At 69.8% G+C, this 21,251-nt stretch carries 21 protein-coding genes; 6 read left to right on the forward strand and 15 right to left on the reverse strand.

The genetic code is table 11. The features are described from left to right. Positions 1-13: 13 nt before the first annotated feature. Positions 14-283 carry a hypothetical protein gene (locus FVA80_RS06155; RefSeq protein ID WP_147907245.1) on the forward strand — a complete coding sequence of 90 codons (270 nt, stop codon included), beginning with the start codon at positions 14-16 and terminating at the stop codon, positions 281-283. A 104-nt stretch (positions 284-387) separates the two neighbouring features. Further along, positions 388-651: a hypothetical protein gene (locus FVA80_RS06160; RefSeq protein WP_147907246.1), complete on the forward strand. Its 264-nt coding sequence runs from the start codon at positions 388-390 to the stop codon at positions 649-651. 27 nt (positions 652-678) lie between these two features. On the opposite strand, the gene FVA80_RS06165 is transcribed toward FVA80_RS06160, so the two are convergent. The 8 genes from FVA80_RS06165 to FVA80_RS06200 all read right to left on the reverse strand — a co-directional run bounded on the left by FVA80_RS06165 (position 679) and on the right by FVA80_RS06200 (position 8,302). Next, a complete protein-coding gene (locus tag FVA80_RS06165; protein WP_147907247.1) occupies positions 679-1,575 on the reverse strand; it encodes a dihydrodipicolinate synthase family protein in 897 nt (298 codons plus the stop codon). Positions 1,576-1,700: 125 nt separating this feature from the next. Then, on the reverse strand, positions 1,701-2,702 hold the full coding sequence (locus FVA80_RS06170; protein ID WP_147907248.1) for a branched-chain amino acid ABC transporter permease: 1,002 nt from the start codon (positions 2,700-2,702) through the stop codon (positions 1,701-1,703). 9 nt (positions 2,703-2,711) lie between these two features. Next, positions 2,712-3,614, reverse strand: a complete 903-nt coding sequence (locus tag FVA80_RS06175) for a branched-chain amino acid ABC transporter permease (protein ID WP_147907249.1) — start codon at positions 3,612-3,614, stop codon at positions 2,712-2,714. 71 nt (positions 3,615-3,685) lie between these two features. After that, entirely contained in the window at positions 3,686-4,918 is a 1,233-nt protein-coding gene (locus tag FVA80_RS06180; RefSeq protein WP_147907250.1) for an ABC transporter substrate-binding protein, read from the reverse strand. A gap of 99 nt (positions 4,919-5,017) precedes the next feature. Next, a complete protein-coding gene (locus FVA80_RS06185) occupies positions 5,018-5,728 on the reverse strand; it encodes an ABC transporter ATP-binding protein (protein ID WP_147907280.1) in 711 nt (236 codons plus the stop codon). 67 nt (positions 5,729-5,795) lie between these two features. After that, complete coding sequence (locus tag FVA80_RS06190) at positions 5,796-6,548, reverse strand: ABC transporter ATP-binding protein (RefSeq protein WP_147907251.1); 753 nt, start codon at positions 6,546-6,548, stop codon at positions 5,796-5,798. A 91-nt stretch (positions 6,549-6,639) separates the two neighbouring features. Continuing rightward, positions 6,640-7,338, reverse strand: a complete 699-nt coding sequence (locus FVA80_RS06195) for a GntR family transcriptional regulator (RefSeq protein ID WP_147907252.1) — start codon at positions 7,336-7,338, stop codon at positions 6,640-6,642. Between the two features lie 181 nt (positions 7,339-7,519). Further along, positions 7,520-8,302 carry an SDR family oxidoreductase gene (locus FVA80_RS06200; RefSeq protein WP_147957793.1) on the reverse strand — a complete coding sequence of 261 codons (783 nt, stop codon included), beginning with the start codon at positions 8,300-8,302 and terminating at the stop codon, positions 7,520-7,522. A 359-nt stretch (positions 8,303-8,661) separates the two neighbouring features. Between FVA80_RS06200 and FVA80_RS06205 the strand changes: the two genes are divergently transcribed. Continuing rightward, on the forward strand, positions 8,662-10,005 hold the full coding sequence (locus FVA80_RS06205; RefSeq protein WP_147907254.1) for an amino acid permease: 1,344 nt from the start codon (positions 8,662-8,664) through the stop codon (positions 10,003-10,005). Positions 10,006-10,062: 57 nt separating this feature from the next. On the opposite strand, the gene FVA80_RS06210 is transcribed toward FVA80_RS06205, so the two are convergent. From FVA80_RS06210 to FVA80_RS06230, 5 genes are all read right to left on the reverse strand, one after another. After that, on the reverse strand, positions 10,063-10,713 hold the full coding sequence (locus FVA80_RS06210) for an SAM-dependent methyltransferase (protein WP_147907281.1): 651 nt from the start codon (positions 10,711-10,713) through the stop codon (positions 10,063-10,065). 151 nt (positions 10,714-10,864) lie between these two features. Then, positions 10,865-11,623 carry an ABC transporter ATP-binding protein gene (locus tag FVA80_RS06215; RefSeq protein ID WP_147907255.1) on the reverse strand — a complete coding sequence of 253 codons (759 nt, stop codon included), beginning with the start codon at positions 11,621-11,623 and terminating at the stop codon, positions 10,865-10,867. Between the two features lie 5 nt (positions 11,624-11,628). Beyond that, the gene (locus FVA80_RS06220) at positions 11,629-13,476 is read right to left on the reverse strand and encodes a branched-chain amino acid ABC transporter ATP-binding protein/permease (protein WP_147907256.1); all 1,848 of its coding nucleotides are present in this window, start codon (positions 13,474-13,476) and stop codon (positions 11,629-11,631) included. Next, entirely contained in the window at positions 13,473-14,348 is an 876-nt protein-coding gene (locus FVA80_RS06225; RefSeq protein ID WP_007562633.1) for a branched-chain amino acid ABC transporter permease, read from the reverse strand. The genes FVA80_RS06220 and FVA80_RS06225 overlap by 4 nt, the downstream gene beginning before the upstream one ends. Positions 14,349-14,381: 33 nt before the next feature. Continuing rightward, positions 14,382-15,545, reverse strand: a complete 1,164-nt coding sequence (locus FVA80_RS06230; RefSeq protein ID WP_147907257.1) for an ABC transporter substrate-binding protein — start codon at positions 15,543-15,545, stop codon at positions 14,382-14,384. Between the two features lie 174 nt (positions 15,546-15,719). Here FVA80_RS06230 and FVA80_RS06235 point away from each other — a divergent pair, with 174 nt between their 5' ends. Further along, complete coding sequence (locus tag FVA80_RS06235) at positions 15,720-16,790, forward strand: malate/lactate/ureidoglycolate dehydrogenase (RefSeq protein ID WP_147907258.1); 1,071 nt, start codon at positions 15,720-15,722, stop codon at positions 16,788-16,790. Between the two features lie 365 nt (positions 16,791-17,155). Further along, positions 17,156-17,566: a DUF1236 domain-containing protein gene (locus FVA80_RS06240; RefSeq protein ID WP_147907259.1), complete on the forward strand. Its 411-nt coding sequence runs from the start codon at positions 17,156-17,158 to the stop codon at positions 17,564-17,566. Positions 17,567-17,658: 92 nt separating this feature from the next. Here the strand turns inward: FVA80_RS06240 and fghA are convergent, their stop codons facing one another. Together fghA and FVA80_RS06250 are read right to left on the reverse strand one after the other, a co-directional pair. Beyond that, positions 17,659-18,492 carry an S-formylglutathione hydrolase gene (fghA, locus tag FVA80_RS06245; protein ID WP_147907260.1) on the reverse strand — a complete coding sequence of 278 codons (834 nt, stop codon included), beginning with the start codon at positions 18,490-18,492 and terminating at the stop codon, positions 17,659-17,661. Positions 18,493-18,624: 132 nt separating this feature from the next. Further along, entirely contained in the window at positions 18,625-19,761 is a 1,137-nt protein-coding gene (locus tag FVA80_RS06250; RefSeq protein WP_147907261.1) for an S-(hydroxymethyl)glutathione dehydrogenase/class III alcohol dehydrogenase, read from the reverse strand. 258 nt (positions 19,762-20,019) lie between these two features. Between FVA80_RS06250 and FVA80_RS06255 the strand changes: the two genes are divergently transcribed. Next, positions 20,020-21,132, forward strand: coding sequence for an FAD-binding domain-containing protein (locus FVA80_RS06255; RefSeq protein ID WP_147907262.1), 1,113 nt, complete (start codon positions 20,020-20,022; stop codon positions 21,130-21,132). The last annotated feature ends 119 nt before the right edge of the window (positions 21,133-21,251 follow it).

Here is a 21,251-nt window from a genome sequence, read left to right on the forward strand (position 1 = left end):
GGCGGAGTTTCCCGTGACCGTCATCCGCCTCGTCGCCGCCGGCCTCGCCGTCTCGCTCAGCCTCGGCTCCGCCCGGGCGGTCGATCGCGATCTGACCGGCAGTATCGCCCGTCCCGACGCGGGTGAGCCGGCTCAGGATATCGTGGTCGCCGCTCCAGACGAGCGGACCACCGTGGTCGTGCTTCCCCAGCAGAGCGTGACCACGTCGGCCCCGTTGCAGAGGGTGCTGCCACCGCTGAAGCCGCTGCCGAAATGGGATCCGCGGGTCTGCATCGGCTGCTGAGCGGTTCCCCGAAGGCGACGCCGGCCAGACGGTCTGAGATCGGCGGAACTTGGCGGCCGGCGCGCGCGTCGACTCGGTGACCCCATCGAACTCCAGAGCTGACCATGCGCGCCATCCTCCTCGCCGGCCTCTGCCTGTCGCCGCTTCTCGCGACCCACGTCCTGGCTCAGGTGCAGCAGAACAATCCCAACGCCGCGAACCAGTCGATGGAAAACAACAACCAGCTGCGGTCGCTGCGCCAGGAGCAGACGACGCAGGGCAACACGCTGCGGATGGACATCCAGCGGAATCAGGCCGCGACGCCGGCTCCCAACACCGGGCCGAACGCGGTCGCCCCGATCGGCGGCGGGACCGGGATCGGCCGCTGAGCCAAACCCGGGTCCCGCCGCCCGCGATCAGGCCGTTGCGGGCAGGGCGGGGCGGCTCTCGATCGCCTTGCGCACAATCGCCTCGACCTCGGCCCGCCGCGCTCCGGACAGGGGCTTGCGCGGACCGCGCACGTGCTCGGTCGAGTTGATCGCGAGGCACTCGGCGAGCTTGATGTTCTGGACCAGGTAGGTCGAGACATCGAGGTCGAGGAGCGGCCGGAACCAGCGGTAGATCGCCAGCGCCTCCTGGGTGCGCCCCGCCTGCATCAGCCGGTAGATCGCGACCGTCTCCGACGGGAACGCGCAGACGAGGCCGGCGACCCAGCCGCAGGCGCCGACCGCGAGCGCTTCCAGGGCGAGGTTGTCGACGCCGGTCAGGACGGCGTAGCGGTCGCCCAGCCGGTTGATGATCTCGGTGGTGCGGCGGATGTCGTCGGAGGATTCCTTGATGGCCACGAAGCGCGGATCCGCGGCCAAGTCCTCCATGATCTCGGGCGTGACGTCGACCCGGTAGGCAACGCGGTTGGAATAGATCATCACCGGCAGGTCGCCCGCGGCCGCGACGGCCCGCAGGGTCTCGACCGTCTCGGCCGGATCGGTGTGGTAGATCGGGCTCGGTACCACCATCAGGCCGCTGGCGCCGGCCTTGGCCGCCTTGGCGGCGAGGTCGCAGGCCTCGCGGGTGCCCGCCTCGGACACGGTCAGCAGGGTCGGCTTGCCCTTGGTGACCGACTGGGCCCGCTTGAGCACGCCGATGCGCTCGTCCTGGGACAGCATGGGCCCTTCGCCGAGCGAGCCGCACACGATGATGCCGTCGCATCCGGCGTCCATCTGGAGGCCGAAGCAGCGCTCCATCTCGGCATGGTCGAGGCTGCCGTCGGACTTGAACTTGGTCGTGACGGCGGGAATGACACCGGTCCACATGGTCGAATTTCCTTTTCGATCAACGGGTTGAACAGCACCGCACTCGGCTCGCGCGGCCATGGCTTCGCCCACGCCTCACACGGCGCGGCGGCGAAATCGGCCTGCCCATCGGGGCAGGGGGTGCCTCAGACCGCCTCGGCGGCCGGGGCTGTCTCGTGGGTGGCGATGAGGACCGGACGCCTCTTGATCCGCTCGGCCCGGCGGCGGCGCAGGTGCAGAAGCTCGCCGACCACGCCGCGCCGGAAGAACGAGACGCAGACGATGAAGATCAGGCCGATCACCACGGTCACGAGGTCGCCGATGGTCGCGAGGTAGTTCTGCAGCCCGACCACCAGCCCGGCCCCGAGCAGCGGCCCGAAGATCGTGCCGACGCCCCCGAGCAGGGTCATCAGCACCACCTCGGTCGAGGTGTGCAGCGAAACGTCGTTGAGGGAGACGAGCTGGAACACCAGCGCCTTCATCGCCCCGGCATAGCCGGCGACCGCCGCCGAGATCACGAAGGCCAGAAGCTTGAAGCGGTCGGTGTCGTAGCCGAGCGACGTCGCCCGCGCCTCGTTGTCCCGCACCGCCTGCAGGATCTGGCCGAAGGGCGAGTGGACCACGCGGTCCACGAACAGGAAGCCCGCCGCAAACAGCGCCAGCGTCACGTAGTACATCACCGTGTCGGAGGTGAGGTCGAGCCCGAACAGGCTGCCGCGCGGGATGCCCTGGAGCCCGTCCTCGCCGCCGGTCCAGCGGATCTGCACCGCCAGGAAATAGACGATCTGCGAGAGCGCCAGGGTGATCATCGCGAAGTAGATGCCCCGCCGCCGGATCGCGAGGCCACCGATGGCGAAGCCGACCAGAGCCGCCGCGGCGACGCCCGCCACGAAGGCCGCCGGCATCCCCAGCGGGTGGTTGCCGAAGCGGATCATCAGGGCGCCGGTGACGTAGCCGGCGCTGCCCAGGAAGGCGGCGTGCGCGAAGGACACGAGCCCGGTGAAGCCCAGGAGCAGGTTGAAGGCGCAGGCGAACAGCCCGTAGCACATCACCTTCATCACGAAGACCGGGTAGATCAGCCCCGGCACGAAGGGGACGACCAGGGTGAGCGCGACCAGGACCAGGACAATCTTGAAGGTGTTCGACATCGGCTCCCCTCAGACTTCGCGGCCGAACAGGCCGGCCGGGCGTACCAGCAGGGCCAGCGCCATGATGACGAAGACCACCACGGTCGAGGCCTCCGGGTAGACCACCTTGGTCAGCCCCTCGATCAGCCCGAGGGCGAGCCCGGTCATCATCGCGCCGAGGATCGAGCCGAGGCCGCCGATCACCACCACGGCGAAGACGATGTTGAGCAGGTTGCCGCCCATGAGCGGCGTCACCTGCATGATCGGCGCGGCCAGCACCCCGGCGATGCCGGCCAGCGCCACGCCGAACCCGTAGGTCAGGGTGATCATCACCGGCACGTTGATGCCGAAGGCCTGGAGCAGGCGCGGGTTCTCGGTCCCGGCGCGGAGGTAGGCGCCGAGCTTGGTCCGCTCGAACAGGAACCAGGTGAAGACGCAGATCAGCAGCGAGGCCACGACCACGAAGACGCGGTACTTCGGCAGCAGCATGAAGCCGACATCGACCGGCCCCTGCAGGATCTCCGGCGGCTCGTAGCCCTGGCCGGAGACGCCGAACACGTATCGGAAGCCCCCCTCCATCACCAGCGCCACCCCGAAGGTCAGGAGCAGGCCGTAGAGGTGGTCGAGATGGTAGAGCCGGCGCAGCAGCGTGCGTTCGATGACCATGCCGAACAGGGCGACGCAGAGCGGGGCCAGCACCAGCGCGACCCAGAAGCTGATCTGGAAGTCGGGATAGCCGAGCCAGGGCCCGATCTGGGTCAGCCCGATCCAGGCCAGGAACGCGGCCATCATGAACTGCGCCCCATGGGTGAAGTTGATGATGTTGAGCAGCCCGAAGATGATCGCCAGCCCCATGCTCAGGAGGGCGTAGAAGCAACCGCCGATGAGGCCGATGGTGAGCTGGGCCATGAAGGCCTGGAGGGTGATGTCCATCGGGGGGTCACCGGCGGCTGCGAGGGGCGGGGACCGCACGGAGACCGTCCGCGCGGAGCGTGGGGACGGCCTCAGCCCTTGGCGTTGAGCGGGCAGGCATCCGAGGGCTTCGGGAACACGTCGTCGCCCTTCAGGACCGCCCGGACGTTGTAGAAGTCCCAGTCGCGCTTGGATTCCGCCGGCTTCTTCACCTGCAGGAGCAGCATGTCGTGAACGAGGGCGCCGTCGGCGCGCAGCGTGCCGTTGCGGATCACCGCGTCGTCGATGGTCATGGTGCGCAGCTTGGCCATCACGGCGCCGGCCTCGTCGGTGCCCGCCGCCTCGATCGCCTTCAGGTAGCTGAGCGCGGCCGAGTAGACCGCCGCCTGCGACGCGCTCGGCATGCGCTTCATCTTGGCGAAGTACTTCTCCGCGAAGGCGCGCGAGCGGTCGTCGTAGTCCCAGTAGAAGGCTTCGGTAAGGTACATGTCCTGGGCCTTGGCCAGGCCGAGGCTCTTAACGTCGGTAATGTAGGTGAGCAGCGGGGCGATCACCTGCTTGTCGCCGCGCCCGATGCCGTACTCGGCGGCCTGCTTGACGGCGTTGATCGTGTCGCTGCCGGCATTGGCCAGCGCGATCACCTGGGCGCCACTGCCTTGCGCCTTCAGCATGAAGGAGGAGAAGTCGCCGCCCGGGAAGGGATGGCGCGACACGCCCAGCACCTTGCCGCCCTCGGCCTCGACCACCGCGGAGGCGTCCTTCTCGAGGGAATGGCCGAAGGTGTAGTCGGCGGTGACGAAGTACCAGGTCTTGCGGCCGGTCTTCAGCAGCGCCTTGGCGGTGCCGGCCGCGAGCGCGTAGGTGTTCACCATCCACTGCGCGTTGAGCGGCGAGCATTTCTCGTTGATCGCCGCCATGGCGACCCCGGCCGAGAGCATCGTCACCCGGTTCTTCTGCTTGGCGATCTCCATCACGGCAAGCGCCGTCGAGGAGGTCGGGAAGTCGGCGATCATGTCGACCTTGCCCTGGTCGAACCATTCCCGGGCGAGGTTGGCGGCGATGTCGGGCTTGTTCTGGTGGTCGGCCGCGATGAGTTCGATGGGGGCGTTCAGCACTTTGCCGCCCATCTCGTCGATGGCGATCTGCGCCGCCACGGCCGAGCCGCGCCCGGTGAAGTCGGAATAGATGCCCGACAGGTCGTTGAGGATGCCGATCTTGACGACGCCGTCGCTGATCGCCTCGGCGGCGAGCGCCGGCAGGGGGATCGACAGGGGGGCCGACGCGAGCGACGCGCCGAGCACGTAACCGATGAACCGTGACCGCATGTTCCCGCCTCCTGTTCGTCCCGAATACTTGCCCCTGCCGGAGCGTTGTCTGTGCATCGTCGTGTCCCGAAAGCCGGCAGCCGCCTTTCGGGATGAGACTCAGAGGCCGAGCAGGCGCCCGACCTCGGCCTCCCGTGCCGCCACCGCGTCGGCCGGGATCTCGGCCGCGACCCGTCCGTGCTCGATCACGTAGTGGCGGTCGGCGAGGTGCCGGGCGAAGTGGAAGTTCTGCTCGACCAGCACGATGGTGAAGCCGCGGCTCTTGAGCAGGGCCACCGCCCGGCCGAGCGCCTCGACGATGACCGGGGCGAGGCCCTCGGTGATCTCGTCCAGCAGCAGGATGCGGGCGCCCGTGGTCAGGATGCGGCCGAGCGCCAGCATCTGCTGCTCGCCGCCCGAGAGGCGGCCGCCGCCGCTGTCGGCCCGCTCGGCCAGGTTCGGAAACAGCGTCAGCACTTCGGCCACCGACATCCCGTCGGGGCCGAGGCGGGGCAGGAGGGTCAGGTTCTCCTGGGTCGTGAGCGAGCGATAGATGCCGCGCTCCTCCGGGCAGTAGCCGAGGCCGAGCCGGGCGATCCGGTGCGTGCTGAGCCGGATCGTCTCCTGCCCGCGCACCCGCACCGAGCCGGCGCGCCGGTCGGTCAGGCCCAGGATGGCCTTGAGCGTGGTGCTGCGCCCGGCACCGTTGCGGCCGAGCAGGGTCACGCACTCGCCCTCGCGCACCGTGAGGTCGATCCCGTGCAGGACGTGGCTCTCGCCGTACCAGGCTTCGAGCCCGCGGATCTGCAGGGCGATGGCGGGCTCAGGCAAGTCCTTTTTGGGCAAGTCCTTTTTGGGCAAGTCCGTCTCGGGCGAGTCCGTCTCGGGCAAGTCCGTCTCAGGCATGTCCGCCTCCGAGATAGGCCGCCTTAACGCCGGGATCGTTGGAGACCTCGGCGTAGCTGCCCTGGGCGAGGATCTCGCCGCGCTGGAGCACGGTGATCGCGTCGCAGAGGTCCGCCACCACCGACATGTTGTGCTCGACCATCAGAATGGTGCGACCCACGGCGATCCGCCGGATCAGCCGCTTGATCCGGTCGACATCGTCGAGGGCCATGCCCTGGGTCGGCTCGTCGAGGAGAAGGAGGGGCGGATCGAGGGCAAGCGTCGTGGCGATCTCGAGGGTGCGCTTGCGCCCGTAGGAAAGATCGGCGGCGTTCGTGTCGGCGTAATCCGCAAGGCCGACCTCGGACAGAAGCACCATGGCCTCGTCGTCGAGCACGGACAACGATCGGATCGAGCGCCAGAACCAATATTGCGTCCCCAATCGCCGCTGGAGCGCGACACGGACATTGTCACGCACGCTCATGTGCGGGAAAGTCGCCGAGATCTGGAACGAGCGCACGATTCCCCGCCGGGCGATCGCCGCCGAACTCTCGTGCGTGATGTCGGCCCCTTCGTAGAGGATGCGTCCGCCGGTCGGCGTGTGGACCTTGGTCAGCAGGTTGAAGAACGTGGTCTTGCCGGCGCCGTTGGGGCCGATGAGCGCGTGGATGGCGTGACGGCGGACCGAAAAGTCGACGTCCCGGACGGCCGTGAAACCGCCGAACGCCTTGGTCAGCCCCTCTGTCACCAACGCGTGCTCAGCCACGACACCCCCACCGGCTCCGTTTCTGTAGATTGTATAAAATCTTCAGATGCGTCAAGCGTCCTCTGCGACGACAGCTGCACAATCAGCGGGCTTACCCGGCCGGGGCGTTCCGGTAGATCGCCACCAGCGATACGGCGGCGTGCGCGATGTGCGCTTGCAAGAGTTCGGCCGCCTCGGAGATGCGGCCCACCTCGCAGAGCGCCACGATCTGCGTGTGCTCGTGATCGGCACGCGCGGTGTCCCCGGAGGCGGACAGCTGCAGCCGCGTCGGGCGATCGCAATCCTGCAGCAGGGCGGAGACGATGCTGAGCGAGCGGGGGCGATCGGCGTAACGGAGCAGATCGAGGTGGAAGCTTCGGTTCAGCTCGCCCCATCGGTCGACCTGGCCAGCCTCGAGCGCCGCGCCGTACTCGTCGGTGAGGCCGCGCAGCCTCCGATAATCCGCCGCCCCGAAGCGGCGTGCGGAGAGCGCCAGCAGCGGCGGTTCGAGCTGCTCGCGCAGGCGGAAGATGTCTTCCACTTCCTCGACGGTCAGGCCGGTCACGAGCGCCCCGCGATGCGGCACGATCCTGACCAGCCCTTGAGCCTCCAGCTGCAGCAGCGCCTCCCGAACCGGGATGCGGCTGATGCCGAACTCCTCCGCCAGCGCATCCTGGCGCAGCTGGATCCCGGGCGCGAACTCACCGTTCAGGATGCGCTGACGAAGCGATTCCGTGACCGCGGCCGAAACGGTCTTGTGGCGCAGGCGATCGGTGGGACGTGACGGAGGATTGGGATTGGGATCAGGCATCGGCACCTCGGAATGCGTGTAGATTTTATCCGAAGTCGATGCGTTGCGACAGACGGGGTCCTCACGCGGGCCGGGGCGTTGCCGGGCGCAGGCCGATGAACGTCCCGTGGGTCACCAAGCCGGCCCGACCCTCGCGTCGCGGCCGCCATCGCCGCCGCGACGCGAGGGCTGGGGGTGCCACTCAGTCCCCCCGTTCGCCGCGCAGGGTCTTCAGGCCGATGCCGGTCGCCTCGAAGCCGCCATCGACGGCGAGCTGCTGGCCCGTGACGAAGGAGGCCCGTTCGGAGCAGAGGAACACGATCGCCTCCGCGAGTTCCGACTCGAGGCCGTAGCGCCCCAACGGGACGGCATCGTGATAGTCGGCGCGGATCTCCGGGCTGTGAACCGCCTTGGCCATCGCGGTGTCCACCGGCCCGGGGGCGACCGCGTTCACCCGGATCCCGAACTGCGCCAGCTCGACGGCCTGCTGCTTGGTGAGCTGGGCCAACGCCGCCTTGCTGGTGCCGTAGGCGGTCCGCAGCGTCGAGGCGCGCAGGCCCGAGATCGAGGTGATGTTCACGATCGCGCCGCCGCGCTCGGAAAGCAGCGGGACGGCCGCCTGCGTGCACAGGAACGGCCCCGACAGGTTCACGGCGAGCACCCGCGACCAATCGTCGAACGTGGTCTCCATCAGCGGCTTAAAGATCGCGATGCCGGCGTTGTTGACCAGCGCGTCGAGCCGCCCGAACCGGTCGGCAACCTGCCGCATCGCGCCGGCGACCGCCTGCGGATCGGAGACGTCCGCGGTGACCGCCAGCACCGCCTCGGGCCGGTCGAGCCCGGCGGCGGCGGCGGCCACGGCCGGGCCGTCGATGTCGAGGAGGGCGACACGCCACCCGTCCGCGAGGAACCGGCTCGCGGCGGCGAGCCTGATGCCGCGGGCCGCCCCCGTCACCAGCGCGGTCCGGTCCTGGGTGTCGCTCATAGCGTCATATCCGTGGGCGAGGGCCGCGCGTCGGCGGCGGGGGATCGTTCCGGCAGCGGCCGGCCTTGCTCATGATGTGCGCCGGCAGCACCGACCGAGACCGCTTCCGCAAGTCCATACGATGCGAGACTTGAATTTCCAGTCCTTCCGTCGGCAGCGCTGCACCGAACATCAGGACCGGCTGCGCTGAACGCGAAGCCTGCGCGCGGCAAACGGACGCCTCGGCACCTTCGGGGCCTGCATCCGCGTGACCGCGATGTGCAACGCGGCTAGCACGGTGATGGCGCAGCCGTGCCGACGCGGTCCGGGCACCCGCCGAGGAATCCCGTCCCGGCGGCTGGCCACGACGGGCCGACGTCATGACCGACCGATCCGGCGCTGCAGCAGCTGCCCCGACCGTCTCCACGCTGGCGGCGACGGCCATCGTCGTGGCCGACATGATCGGCATCGGCGTCTTCACCAGCCTCGGCTTCCAGGTCGCCGACATCCCGTCCGGCTTCACGCTGCTGCTGCTGTGGTTCGTCGGCGGCGTGGTCGCGCTGTGCGGGGCGCTCTGCTACGCCGAACTCGCCACGATGTTTCCCCGCTCCAGCGGCGAGTACAACCTCCTCACGCAGATATATAGCCCGGCGGTCGGGTTCATGGCCGGGTGGCTCTCGGGCACCGTCGGCTTCGCCGCGCCGGTGGCGCTCGCCGCCATGGCGCTCGGCCAGTACGGCAAGGCGGTGCTGCCCGGGGCGCCGCCGCTCCTGCTCGGCCTCGCGGCGATCTGGATCGTCTCGCTCGTCCACCTGCGGGGCACGCGCCACAGCAGCGCGTTCCAGATCGGGTTCACGCTGCTGAAGCTGGCGCTGATCATCGCCTTCATCGGGGCGGGTTTCGCGCGAGGGGGCGGTGCGGCGATCGGCTTCTCGCCCGCTTCGTTCGATCCGGCGCAGGTCGTCAGCGCCAGCTTCGCGATCAGCCTCGTCTTCGTGATGTACGCCTATTCGGGCTGGAACGCCGCGACCTACATCGTCGGCGAGCTCGCCGACCCGCCGCGCAGCCTGCCGCGGGCGCTGTTCCTCGGGACCGGCCTCGTCGTCGCGCTCTCCATCGCGCTGAACGCGGTGTTCCTCTACACGACGCCCGCCGCCGAACTCGCCGGCCAGGTCGAGGTCGCGGTGATCGCCGGCCGTCACGTCTTCGGCGATGTGGGCGGCCGCGTCGTGGGTGGGCTGATCTGCGCCGGGCTGATCCCGACGATCGGCGCGATGATGTGGATCGGCCCGCGCGTCACCGTCGCGATGGGCGAGGACGTGACGCTGCTGCGCCTGTTCGCCCGGCGCACGCGGCGCGGGGTGCCGGGCGCCGCGCTTCTCCTTCAGGCCTGCGTCGCCACCATCCTGCTGTTCACCCAGAGCTTCGAGGCGGTGCTCGACTTCATCCAGTTCAGCCTGATCCTGTGTTCGTTCCTGACCGTGATCGGGCTGATCAAGCTCCGGATCGCCCGGCCCGACCTGCCGCGGCCGTTCCGGGCCTGGGGCTACCCGGTCACCCCGATGATCTTCCTGTCGGTCACGCTGTTCATGCTGGTCCACCTCGTGACCGTCCGGCCGCTCCAGTCCCTCGCGGGCCTCGCGCTGATGCTGGCCGGCTTCCTCCTGTACGGCATCGCGACGGCGCGGGAGCGGAAGACGGCGCGCATGGCGCCGCCGCGGTGAGGCCGGCGCCGCCTGCCCGGACGGCACCCGGCCCGGGGCCGCGCGCGATCACGGTCTTCAGGGAGCGGGCTTGAACGCCCGCAGCACGTCGAGCCGATACTCGGCGGTTCGCGACTGCTTCAGGACCCGCGCAAAACCTTGGGCGCCCGCGATGAAGCCTTCCGCCGCCTCGTCGCCGGAGAGCGGGTAATGGGTGACGCCGAGCCAGTGGACCAGCACGATGTCCGCTTCGGGGAGCACCGAGCCCTCCACCCGCGCGACCAGCCGGGCGAGGTCTGCGCGGTCGAGATAATAGGCGACCTCGGAGATCAGGATCAGGTCGAACCGCCCGTCCGGCCATGCGCCCGGAACGGCCGCGAGCTGGAAGCGCACGTTCGGGCAATCGGCGCAGCGCGCCCGTGCGTCGTCCAGGACGGAGGGGACCACGTCGAGCCCGATCAGCGCGTCGCACCGGGGGCAGAGCTGATGCGTGAACACGCCGATCGAGCAGCCGACTTCGAGGCCGGATGCGTAGCGGGCCCGCGGCAGGGCCGCGAGCGTCGCCGCATACTTGTCGCGCTCGTAAGGGCTCGTGGCGAAGCGCCACGGATCCGACTCCGTGGCGTACATGCCCTTGAAGTAATCGGTATCGAGACTCTTCGCGCGGCGGCCCGCCGAAGTCTCGGCCGGCCGCGTGGGGTCGGCCTCGGCGCCCGAGGCACTTTGCATCCCGAGCATCGCGCTCGTCACGGCTGCGCCTCCGGCTTGCAGCAGGCGGCGCCGGGAGGCCGATTTGCGATCACGCACGAGAGGCCTCACCGCGCCTTCGGGATTGTGACGGTGAAACCGGGCGCGGTCCGGGCGGTTCCGGGCTGCGGCGTCAGGCGGCGCTGCCCGCCGCGGCGCGGCCGCCGAGATACGCGGCGCGGATGTCGTCGTTGGCCCAGAGCGCCTGCGGATCGCCTTCGAGGACGAGGCGGCCCGTCTCCAGCACGTAGCCGCGGTCGGCCACCGACAGGCCCATGCGGGCGTTCTGCTCGACCAGCAGCACCGTCGTGCCGCGGCGCCGCACCTCCGCGATGATCGCGAACACCGCCTGGACGATCACCGGGGCGAGGCCGAGCGAGGGCTCGTCCAGCAGCAGGAGGCGCGGCTTGGCCATCAGGCCGCGGGCGAGCGCCACCATCTGGAGCTGGCCGCCCGAGAGGGTCCAGCCGAGCGCGTCGCCGAAGCGCCGGATGTCGGGGAACAGCTCGAACATCGCCTCGACCTCGTCGCGCAAGGCGCGTTTCGGGACGCCGGACTGGTTCGAGGCGCCGAGCATGATGTTCTCGCGCACCGTGAGCCCCGGGAAGACCCGGCGCCCCTCGGGCACGTGGGCGACGCCGAGGCGCACGATCGCTTCGGGCTTCAGGCCGTGGAGCGGCTGCCCGTCGAGCAGGATGCTGCCGCCCGCCGGCTTCACCAAGCCGGAGATCGCCTTGAGGGTGGTCGACTTGCCGGCCCCGTTGGAGCCGAGCAGGGTCACGACCTCGCCCGTGCCGACCACGAACGAGAGCCCGCGCACGGCCTCGATCTCGCCGTAGCGGACGGTGAGGTCGCGGATCTCCAGGACCGGGTTCGACACGGCGGTGCTCATCCTGCTCAGGCCGGCGAGAGATCGGTCTTCAACGCGGTCTGGAGCCCCGCGCCCGGCCCGGTCGCGGCGTCCTCCCCGAGATAGGCCTCGATCACGGCGGGTTCGCGCAGCACGGAGGCGGTGACCCCGTCCGCGATGCGCCGACCGAAGTTCAGGACGGTGACGTGGCTCGCCACGTCGCTGACCAGGGTCATGTCGTGGTCGATGATCAGGATGGTCAGGCCCTTGGCCGCCATCCGGCGCAGCAGCACCGTCAGGGCGTTCTTCTCGCTGGAATTGAGCCCGGCGGCCGGCTCGTCGAGGAGCAGCAGCGTCGGGTTGCCGGCGAGCGCCCGGGCGATCTCGATCAGGCGCTGGTGCCCGTAGGAGAAGCCCGAGATCGGCTCCTGCGCCCGCGCCTCCAGCCCGACGAAGGCCAGGGCCGCGCGCGCCCGGGCCTCCAGCGCCGGCCGGTCGCTTGCGCCAAGGGGGTTGTTCGGGCGCTCGGCGCCGATCACCACATTCTCCAGGGCGCTCATCGAACGGAACAGGCGGATGTTCTGGAACGTGCGCCCGATCCCGACCGCGGCGCGCCGGTGCGGGGGAAACCGGGTGATGTCCCGGTCCTGGAGGCGCATGCTGCCGCCGGTCGGCGTGTAGAGACCGGACAGGACGTTGAGCGTCGTGGTCTTGCCCGAGCCGTTCGGGCCGATCAGCGCGTGGATGCCGCCGCGGGTGACGGTGAAATCGATCGCGTCCACGGCCTTGAGGCCACCGAAATGCTTGGACAGGCCTGACACGGTCAGCAGCGTCGCCGAGGCGTCGCGCTCCTGGCTCAGGGTCAGCTCCGGGGCGGGCGCAGGCGCAGGCTTGGCAGGCCGCAGCCGCCGGACCTGATCGCCCAGAAATCCCCAGATGCCGTCGGGCATGAACACGACGATCAGGATCACCGCGAGCCCGTAGATCGCCAGGTACAGGCCCGGGATCTCCTTGAGGAAGCGCAGCCATTCCGGGATCAGAATCAGCAGGCCCGTGCCGATCACCGCGCCCACCGGCGAACCGACGCCGCCCAGCAGCGCCATGGTCAGGAAGACGATGGACTCGGCGAAGGAGAACTGGTCCGGGCTGATATACGTGAAGCTGCCGGCAAACAGGCCGCCGCCCAGGCCCGCCAGCAACGCCCCGATGGCGAAGGCCGCGACCTTGGTGCGGTAGACGTCGATCCCGCTGACGCCCGCGGCCAGTTCGTTGTCGCGCACCGCCCGCATGGCGCGCCCGAGCCGGGTCCGCGGCAGGTGCCAGACCAGCCAGCCGACCACCGCCAGGACCAGGACGCACAGCGCGAGGTAGCTCTGTCCATCCGCGAACAGGGCCGGGCGGCGGATGTTCGGCACCCCGTCCGGGCCGTGGGTGACCGGGATCCAGTTGGTCAGGACCAGGGTGAGGATCTGCTGGAACGAGATCGTCACCATGGCGAGGTAGTGGCCACCGAGCCGCAGCGTCGAGGCGCCGAGCACCGCCCCGAGCACGACCGCCAGCGCGAGCCCGATCGGCAGGCACAGCCAGAAATTCAGGCCGTGATCGACCGTGCCGAGGCCGACCGCGTAGGCGCCGATCCCGAAGAAGGCGGCCTGGGCCAGGTTGATCTGGCCGCACAGCCCGAGCACGACGGTGAGCCCGATCACCGCGATCGCGTAGGTCGCGGCCTGCATCAGGATGTTGAGGACGTAGCCGCTGAGCGGCGTGGTCGCGGCGAGCGCCACGGCGGCTGCGGCGAAACCCGCATAGGCGAGGCTGCCGAGCGGCATCGGCCGGGAGGGCCGGGGGGCGGTCCCCGAGAGGGTCGGGTTGGCCGTCGTCGGATCGGCGCTCATGCTTTCTCCGCCACACGCTCGCCGAACAGCCCCTGCGGGCGCACGACCAGGAAGGCCACGAGGACGATGAAGGCGAAGGCGTCCTTGTACGGCACCGAGACGTAGGCCGCTCCGAAGGTCTCGATGATGCCGAGCGCCAGCCCGCCGATGATCGCGCCGGTCACGTCGCCGAACCCGCCGATGATCGTCGCGGCGAAGGCCTTCAGCGCGATGGTCGCGCCCATCTGGATCGACACGAACAGAACCGGTGCCACGAGGATGCCGGCGATGCCGCCGAGCACGGCGCTGTAGACGAAGGTGAGCATGATCATGCCGGCGACCGGGATGCCGAGGAGCGCCGCCATCTCCTTGTCCTGGGAGGTCGCCTGGAGCTTCTTGCCGACCAGGGTGTGCTCGAAGAACCAGTACTGGAACGCCACGAGCGCCGCGGTCACCGCGATGATCAGCAGGTACTGGCTGTCGAGGAAGACCGGGCCGAGCAGGAAGCCCTGCGTCTCGAACACCGGCGGCAGGACCTGCGGCTGCGGTCCGTAGAGGGCGAGCGTGGTGTTGGCCAGGAAGATCGAGGCGCCGATGGTCGAGATGATCACCGGCAGGTAGGTGCGGTGGCGCAGGGGATAGTAGACGCCGAGGTTGAACAGGGCGCCGAGCAGAGCCATCCCGCCGATGGTGAGCAGCACCGAGAGCCAGTACGGCCACTCGAGATCGACGGCGAACACCACCATCAGGAAGGCCGCGACCATCGAGAACTCGCCCTGCGCGAAGTTCACGACGTTCGTGGCGCGGAAGATCAGCACGAAGCCCAGGGCCACGAGGGCGTAGACCGAGCCGATGCCGATTCCGGTGAAGAGGAGCTGGAGGATCAGGTCCATGTGCGCGCCCGTGCCCCGTCCGCGACGACGTGTTCAGCCCTGATAGAAGTCGATGCGCCGGTCGAACGTGATCGTGCCCTTGTCGTTGCGCACGACGTTGTAGCCGTGCAGGCCGTCGCCGTTCTTGTCGAAGTTGTAGGTGCCCTCGGCGCCCGCGTGGCCCCGCACCGCCAGCAGCGCCTCGCGGATCGCCTGCGGGTCGGTCTTGCCCGCCTTGTTGATCGCCAGCGCCAGGACCGTCACCGCGTCGAAGGTCCAGGAGGATTGGTTGTCGGGGGCGATCTTGGTCGCGGCGCGGTAGGCCTTGCCGTAGGCCCGGGCCGCGTCGCTCGATTCCTCCGCGTAGTCGGCCACGCCGTAGGTCCCGTAGAGCGAGGGCCCGGCGAGCTTCAGCGCCGTGACGTTGGTGATCGAGGGCGAGCCGACCCAGGGGGCGGTGACGCCGAGCTGGCGGAGCTGGCGGGCGAAGATGCCGAGGTCGTTCTCGAAGGTGAAGTACGAGCCGATCACGTCGGCCCCGGCCTGCCGGATCGCCAGCACCACGGGGGTGAAGTCCTGGCCCTGGTTGGCGTAGCCCTGGTCGAGCACGACCGTGGCGCCGACCTTACCCAGGCTCTCGGTCAGCGCCTTGGCGCCGCTCGTGCCGAAGGCGTCGGTGGAGTGGATGATCGCCCACTTCTTCTTGCCGAGGCCGTTGACGCCGTGCTCGGCGATCACCCGGGCCGAGAAGCTGTCGTTGGGCCGGAAGCGGAACATCCACGGGTTGCCGAGCTGCGTCAGCACCGGGTCGGTGCCGCCGAAGCACATCGGCTTGCCGGTCTTGAGGATGTCCGGCGCCATCGCGTGGTTCTGCGTGGAGCGGACCGAGCCCAGGAAGCCGACGAGATCGGGCTGCGAGGCCAGCTTGGAGAAGGCCAGCACGGCGCCGGGATTGGTGGTCTGGTCGTCCTCGGTGACGATCTCCAGCGGCTTGCCGAGCACGCCGCCGGCCTTGTTGACCGCCTCCAGGGCGATCTTGGCGCCGTTGAGAGCGAAGCGCCCCGCATCCGCGCCGGGGCCCGTGACCGGCAGCACCATGCCGATCCGGATCGTCGCGCCGGCGCCCTGCGCGTGACTCGATCGGATCACCCCCGGGGCGAGGCCGCTCGCAGCCGCGCAAGCGGCACCCGTCAAGAAAACGCGACGCGTCGTCTTCATCGGCATTCCCGTCCCGCCGCCGGTTCTTGTGCCCGACGTTGATTGTATTGGGCAATGCGGAACGCTTCATTGTCTATCCCGCGTCACCCGAACCGGTCGCCTTACGGGTTAAGAAAGCCTAGGATCGTTACCCGAACGCGCCCGACGAGGCGCGACGACGGGAGATAGACCATCATGCGGATCGACGCCGCCGGACTGACCGCCTTCGTGCGGGACATCTTCGTTCGGGAGGGCTGCTCGGAGGCGGAAGCGGGGCGGATCGGCCAGTTCCTCGTGGCCGCCAACCTCACCGGCCACGACAGCCACGGGGTCATCCGGGTGCCGCGCTACGTCGCGTGGCTGCGCGACGGCGAACTCGTGGCCGACCGCAGCCCCGATGTGCTGATCGACGGGGGTGCCTTCGCGCTGGTGGACGCCCATTACGGCTTCGGCCAGACCGCCGGCCCGTTCGCCACCGATCTCGGCATCGCCAAGGCCGGTGAGCACGGCGTCTCGGTCATCGCCCTGCGGCATGCCGGGCATCTCGGGCGGATCGGCGAATGGGCCGAGCGTGCCGCCGCCGCGGGCCTGATCTCGGTGCATTTCGTCAACGTCGCCGGCAGCCTGCTCGTCGCGCCGTTCGGCTCGGTGGAGCGACGCTTCTCCACAAACCCCGTCGCGGCCGCCTTTCCGCTTCCGGGGCGCGACCCGATCGTCCTCGACTTCGCGACCTCGGCGGTCGCCGAGGGCAAGGTCCTGGTGGCCTCGCAGGGGGGCAAGCCCCTGCCCGAGGGCGTGCTGATCGAGCCGGATGGCCGCCTCAGCGCCGACCCGACCACCTTGTTCGGCCCGCTCGACGGGCCGGACCGCGACAATCAGAAGGGCACGGGCGCGATTCGGGCCTTCGGCGAGCACAAGGGCTCGGGCCTGTCGCTGATGTGCGAGCTCCTGGCCGGCGCGCTCACCGGCTCCGGTACGGCGGGGCCGGGCAAGCGCCGGGTCTGCAACGGCATGCTCTCGCTCTACATGACGCCGAGCGCTTTCGGCTCGGACGACGCGATCGCGGCCGAGGCGCGCAGCTATCTCGATTTCTTCGCCTCCGCCCAGCCGGCGCCGGGTGGCGCGGTGCTGCTGCCCGGGGAGCCCGAGCGCCGCATGAAGGCGGAACGCCTCGCCGAGGGCGTGCCGCTTCCCGAGCCCGTCTGGGAGACGCTGCTCGCCGCCGGCCGGCCGCACGGCCTCGACGGGCAATCCTACTGCGCCTGAGGGGGCCCGGTCGCCCGAGCGGGGCGAACACCCCCCCCTTGGGCAGGATCTCGACGGCGCGCATCAGGGGCGCGCCGGGGCGTGAAACGGTTCGCTAACCGAAGCCGCCCACCCTCGCGCGCATGTCCAAGCGAACGATCCGAACGGCGAGGGGCGTCCTCTGGATCGCGGCCCTCGCACTCTGCTGTTTTTCGGCCGTGATGCTGGTGAAGGCCAACCGCCCCGCGGAGCGGTCGGTCGCGGCGCCGTCATCCTCCGATCCCGTCACGACGGGATCCATCGACCGGGCTCCGATCCGATGGTGCGGGGCTGCCCCGTGGTGCCGCTGACCGTCGCTACCGTTTCCACTGCTTGACGAGGATCTCATGCGACACTGGATCTCCCTGCCGATCGTGCTGATGCTCGGCTTCGTGACGCCGGCTCACGCGCAAGGCCTGGCGCGCGGCGCGCAGGACGGTCGGGAGCGCGGCGAGGCCATCGCGGGCCCGCTCGGCGCCGTGGTCGGCGGCGCGATCGGTGCCGCCGTCGGCACGGCCAACAGCATCCTCGGGATCGACCGGCGGGACCGCTTCCGCATCTACGCGATCGGCGAGCAGCGGCCCTCCTTCGCCTACGCGGGGCCGGTGCGGGTCGGAACCGTCCTGCCGGAGGACGGTGTGGTCTATTACGACGTGCCGGCCGAATTCGCGCTGCCGAACTACAACTACACCATCGTCAACGATCACCCCGTGCTGGTCGAGCCGCGGACGCGGCGCATCGTCGAGGTCATCGATTAGGGGCTGCGCGCATCCGCGCGGAGCCGAGGTTTCACGCCGCCGGGACGCGCCCGGCGGCGTGGTCGTGCTCGGCGCGGGGCGCCGACGCGATGTTACTTCAGGCGCGCGGCGGCCCAGGCGATGTGGTCGGCCATGAAGGTCGAGATGAAGAAGTAGGAGTGGTCGTAGCCCTCGCGCATGTTGAGGGTCAGTGCGATCCCGGCCTTCTTGCAGGCCTCCTCCAGCAGCCAGGGGCGCAGGCCGTCCTGGAGGAAGCTGTCGGCGGTGCCCTGATCGACCAGGAACTCGGGGAAGCGCTTGCCGTCCTCGATCAGCGCGGTGGCGTCGTGGGCACGCCAGGCGGCCGTGTCGGACCCGAGATACTTCTCGAAGGCCGGCTTCGACCAACCGGCCGTCGCGGGCTGGGCGATCGGCGCGAAGGCGGAGCAGGACTTGAAGCGCTCCGGGTAGGTCAACGCGATGGTGAGCGCGCCGTGGCCGCCCATGGAATGGCCGAAGATGCCCTGGCGGGTCATGTCGGCGGGGAACTCCTTCGCGATGAGGGCCGGCAGCTCCTCCGTCACGTAGCTCCACATCCTGTAGTTCTTGTCATAGGGCGCCTGCGTGGCGTCCAGATAGAACCCGGCGCCGGAGCCGAACTGCCAGTTGCCCTCCTCGTCCGGGATGCCGGGGCCGCGCGGACTGGTGTCGGGGGCCACGATGATCACGCCGTGCTCCGCGGCAGCGGCGCGGTACTCGCCCTTGTCCATGACGTTGGCGTGCGTGCAGGTGAGCCCGGACAGGTACCACAGCACCGGGACCGGGCCCTTTTCGGCCTGGGGCGGCACGAACACCGCGAAGGTCATCGGGCATTCCGTGGTCTGCGCGTCGTGCTTGTAGACGCCCTGCGTGCCGCCGTGGGCGCGGGCCTTCGAGACGGTTTCCATCAGCTGTGATCTCCTGCTCGGGAGGCGGGAGCCCCGCTCGGGGGCTGGATCGCGGGCCCGGGTCTTCGAGAATGCGAGGACGTGCGCGGGGCTCCCCGGCCTTGCAGGCGGGGAGCCCCGGATCGGTCTTCCTCAGTAGACGACGACGGAGCGGATCGACTTGCCTTCGTGCATGAGGTCGAAGCCGTGGTTGATCTCGTCCAACGGCATGGTGTGGGTGATCAGATCGTCGATGTTGATCTTACCCTCCATGTACCAGTCGACGATCTTCGGCACGTCGGTGCGACCGCGGGCGCCGCCGAACGCCGAGCCCCGCCAGACCCGGCCGGTGACGAGCTGGAACGGGCGGGTCGAGATCTCGCGGCCGGCCTCCGCCACGCCGATGACGATCGACTCGCCCCAGCCGCGATGGCAGCATTCGAGGGCCTGGCGCATCACGTGGACGTTGCCGGTGCAATCGAAGGAGAAGTCGGCGCCGCCGCCCGTGAGATCGACGATGGCCTGGACCACCTTGTCGGTGCCGACCTCGTTCGGGTTGATGAAGTGGGTCATCCCGAACTTGCGGGCCATGGCCTGCTTCTCCGGGTTGATGTCGACGCCGATGATCTTGTCGGCACCGACCATCCGGGCGGCCTGCAGCACGTTGAGGCCGATGCCGCCGAGGCCGAACACCACCACGTTGGCGCCGGGCCAGACCTTGGCGGTGTAGATCACCGCGCCGATGCCCGTGGTCACGCCGCAGCCGATGTAGCAGATCTTGTCGAAGGGGGCGTCTTCGCGGATCTTGGCGAGCGCGATGGCCGGCAGGACCGTGAAGTTCGAGAAGGTCGAGCAGCCCATGTAGTGGAACACGGTGTTCGACCCGTCGGGATTGCCGCCGGTGGAGACGCAGGAGAAGCGGCTGGTGCCGTCCGGCATGACGCCCTGGCCCTGGGTCGCCCGGATCGCGGTGCACAGGTTGGTGCGCTGCGAGAGGCAGGACTTACAGTTGCGGCATTCCGGCGTGTAGAGCGGGATGACGTGGTCGCCGGGCTTCAGCGTGGTCACGCCGGCGCCGACCTCGCGAACGATGCCCGCGCCCTCGTGGCCGAGGATCGCCGGGAACTTGCCCTCGGAATCGAGTCCCGAGAGGGTGTAGGCGTCGGTGTGGCAGATGCCGGTGGCCATCAGCTCGACGAGAACCTCGCCGGCCTTGGGCCCTTCGATGTCGATGGTCTCGATGGTGAGAGGCTTCTTGGCTTCCCACGCGACCGCGGCGCGCGTCTTCATCACGTGTTCCTGTTGTTTGGACGATCACGGACGGCGTCGAACGGCCGACTCTTCGGCGCGCCTCGCCCTGGGGCGGCACACCGAACGGTCCGAAAATCTGGGGTGTGTTTGATGGTTCTGGCGCCGAGATGCAACGTTTGCGGTCGCGTTTCGAACACGTCCCCCGCCCGGGCGGTCCGGGGAATGGGTCGCATCCGCACGGCGCGGGCCGCGCGCTAACTCCGGCGCATGGATCGCACCTCTCCCATCAATCGCCCCATGACCCGAGCCGCCGGGCTCGACCGGCTCGCCGCCTTCCTGGCCGGAGCCGGGGCCGATTACGCCGCCTGCCGCAACACCGACCGCGGTCCCGGCCGCGCGCCGACCACCTCGGCCCTCTCACCTTACCTGCGCCGGCGCCTGATCACGGAGGCCGAAGTCGCGGCCGCCGCCGAGAACGCGTTCGGCGATGGCGGCGCCGAGAAGTTCGTGTCCGAGGTGTTCTGGCGGACCTACTTCAAGGGCCATCTGGAGACCCACCCGTCCGCCTGGACGGACCACCACGCCCGGGTTGCTTGCGACCGGGAGCGGCTCGCCGCCGAGCCCGGACTGCGCCGCACCTACGCGATGGCGGTCGAGGGCCGGACCGGGATCGACGGGTTCGACGACTGGGCCCGCGACCTCGTCGAGACCGGCTGGCTGCACAACCACGCTCGGATGTGGTTCGCCTCGATCTGGATCTTCACGCTGCGCCTGCCCTGGGCGCTCGGAGCCGCGTTCTTCATGGACCACCTGGTCGATGGCGATCCGGCGAGCAACACCCTGTCCTGGCGCTGGGTGGCGGGGCTGCACACCCGGGGGAAGCACTATGTCGCCCGTGCCGAGAACATCCGGCGCTACACCGAGGGCCGCTTCGACCCCGTCGGCCTCGACGAGGAGCCGGACGCCCTCGACGAGGCGATGCCGCCCCGCGAGGTCCCGCTGCCCCGGGCCGAGACCGTGCCGGCAGGCGACATCGCGCTGCTGCTGCATCTCGACGACCTGCACCCGGAGAGCCTGCCGCTGAGGGACTCCCGGGTGGTTCGCGTCGGCGGCCTGCTGGTCCATGCCCCCGGGGCCTCCGAGCGGGTCCGGGCAGCCGACGCCGAGGCGATGGCCGATGCGCTGCAACGCTCCGCGGCGCAGTTCGGCTGCGAAGCGGGCCCGGTCGAGGCAGGCTGGTCCGGGGATCGTCCGGTCGTCACCGCCTGGGCTCCGGTGGGCCCGTCGGCCGATGCCCTGCCGGAGGATTGCATCCGGGTTCGCCGTGCATGGGACGAGACCGCCTGGCCGCGATCCACGCGCGGCTATTCCCGCCTGCGCTCGGTGATTCCCGCGGTCCTGACAGCATGAGGTCCCGGACCCGTCCGCCGCCGACTGTCCGCGCCGCGCTGATTTGAATCGTCGCGGTTCCGGGTCTTCCGGCCCCGGTCTTCATGGCGACCGACCCGGCAGATACGGTATGGAGCCGC

The organism is Methylobacterium sp. WL1 (genome assembly GCF_008000895.1).
GTDB lineage: Bacteria > Pseudomonadota > Alphaproteobacteria > Rhizobiales > Beijerinckiaceae > Methylobacterium.

Excerpts from the sequence above, each read along its gene's own strand:
- FVA80_RS06160 (WP_147907246.1), top strand. The coding sequence starts at position 388 with ATGCGCGCCATCCTCCTCGCCGGCCTCTGCCTGTCGCCGCTTCTCGCG.
- FVA80_RS06165 (WP_147907247.1), bottom strand. The coding sequence starts at position 1,575 with ATGTGGACCGGTGTCATTCCCGCCGTCACGACCAAGTTCAAGTCCGAC.
- FVA80_RS06170 (WP_147907248.1), bottom strand. The coding sequence starts at position 2,702 with ATGTCGAACACCTTCAAGATTGTCCTGGTCCTGGTCGCGCTCACCCTG.
- FVA80_RS06175 (WP_147907249.1), bottom strand. The coding sequence starts at position 3,614 with ATGGACATCACCCTCCAGGCCTTCATGGCCCAGCTCACCATCGGCCTC.
- FVA80_RS06180 (WP_147907250.1), bottom strand. The coding sequence starts at position 4,918 with ATGCGGTCACGGTTCATCGGTTACGTGCTCGGCGCGTCGCTCGCGTCG.
- FVA80_RS06195 (WP_147907252.1), bottom strand. The coding sequence starts at position 7,338 with ATGCCTGATCCCAATCCCAATCCTCCGTCACGTCCCACCGATCGCCTG.
- FVA80_RS06200 (WP_147957793.1), bottom strand. The coding sequence starts at position 8,302 with ATGAGCGACACCCAGGACCGGACCGCGCTGGTGACGGGGGCGGCCCGC.
- FVA80_RS06205 (WP_147907254.1), top strand. The coding sequence starts at position 8,662 with ATGACCGACCGATCCGGCGCTGCAGCAGCTGCCCCGACCGTCTCCACG.
- FVA80_RS06210 (WP_147907281.1), bottom strand. The coding sequence starts at position 10,713 with ATGCAAAGTGCCTCGGGCGCCGAGGCCGACCCCACGCGGCCGGCCGAG.
- FVA80_RS06215 (WP_147907255.1), bottom strand. The coding sequence starts at position 11,623 with ATGAGCACCGCCGTGTCGAACCCGGTCCTGGAGATCCGCGACCTCACC.
- FVA80_RS06220 (WP_147907256.1), bottom strand. The coding sequence starts at position 13,476 with ATGAGCGCCGATCCGACGACGGCCAACCCGACCCTCTCGGGGACCGCC.
- FVA80_RS06225 (WP_007562633.1), bottom strand. The coding sequence starts at position 14,348 with ATGGACCTGATCCTCCAGCTCCTCTTCACCGGAATCGGCATCGGCTCG.
- FVA80_RS06230 (WP_147907257.1), bottom strand. The coding sequence starts at position 15,545 with ATGAAGACGACGCGTCGCGTTTTCTTGACGGGTGCCGCTTGCGCGGCT.
- FVA80_RS06235 (WP_147907258.1), top strand. The coding sequence starts at position 15,720 with ATGCGGATCGACGCCGCCGGACTGACCGCCTTCGTGCGGGACATCTTC.
- FVA80_RS06240 (WP_147907259.1), top strand. The coding sequence starts at position 17,156 with ATGCGACACTGGATCTCCCTGCCGATCGTGCTGATGCTCGGCTTCGTG.
- fghA (WP_147907260.1), bottom strand. The coding sequence starts at position 18,492 with ATGGAAACCGTCTCGAAGGCCCGCGCCCACGGCGGCACGCAGGGCGTC.
- FVA80_RS06250 (WP_147907261.1), bottom strand. The coding sequence starts at position 19,761 with ATGAAGACGCGCGCCGCGGTCGCGTGGGAAGCCAAGAAGCCTCTCACC.
- FVA80_RS06255 (WP_147907262.1), top strand. The coding sequence starts at position 20,020 with ATGACCCGAGCCGCCGGGCTCGACCGGCTCGCCGCCTTCCTGGCCGGA.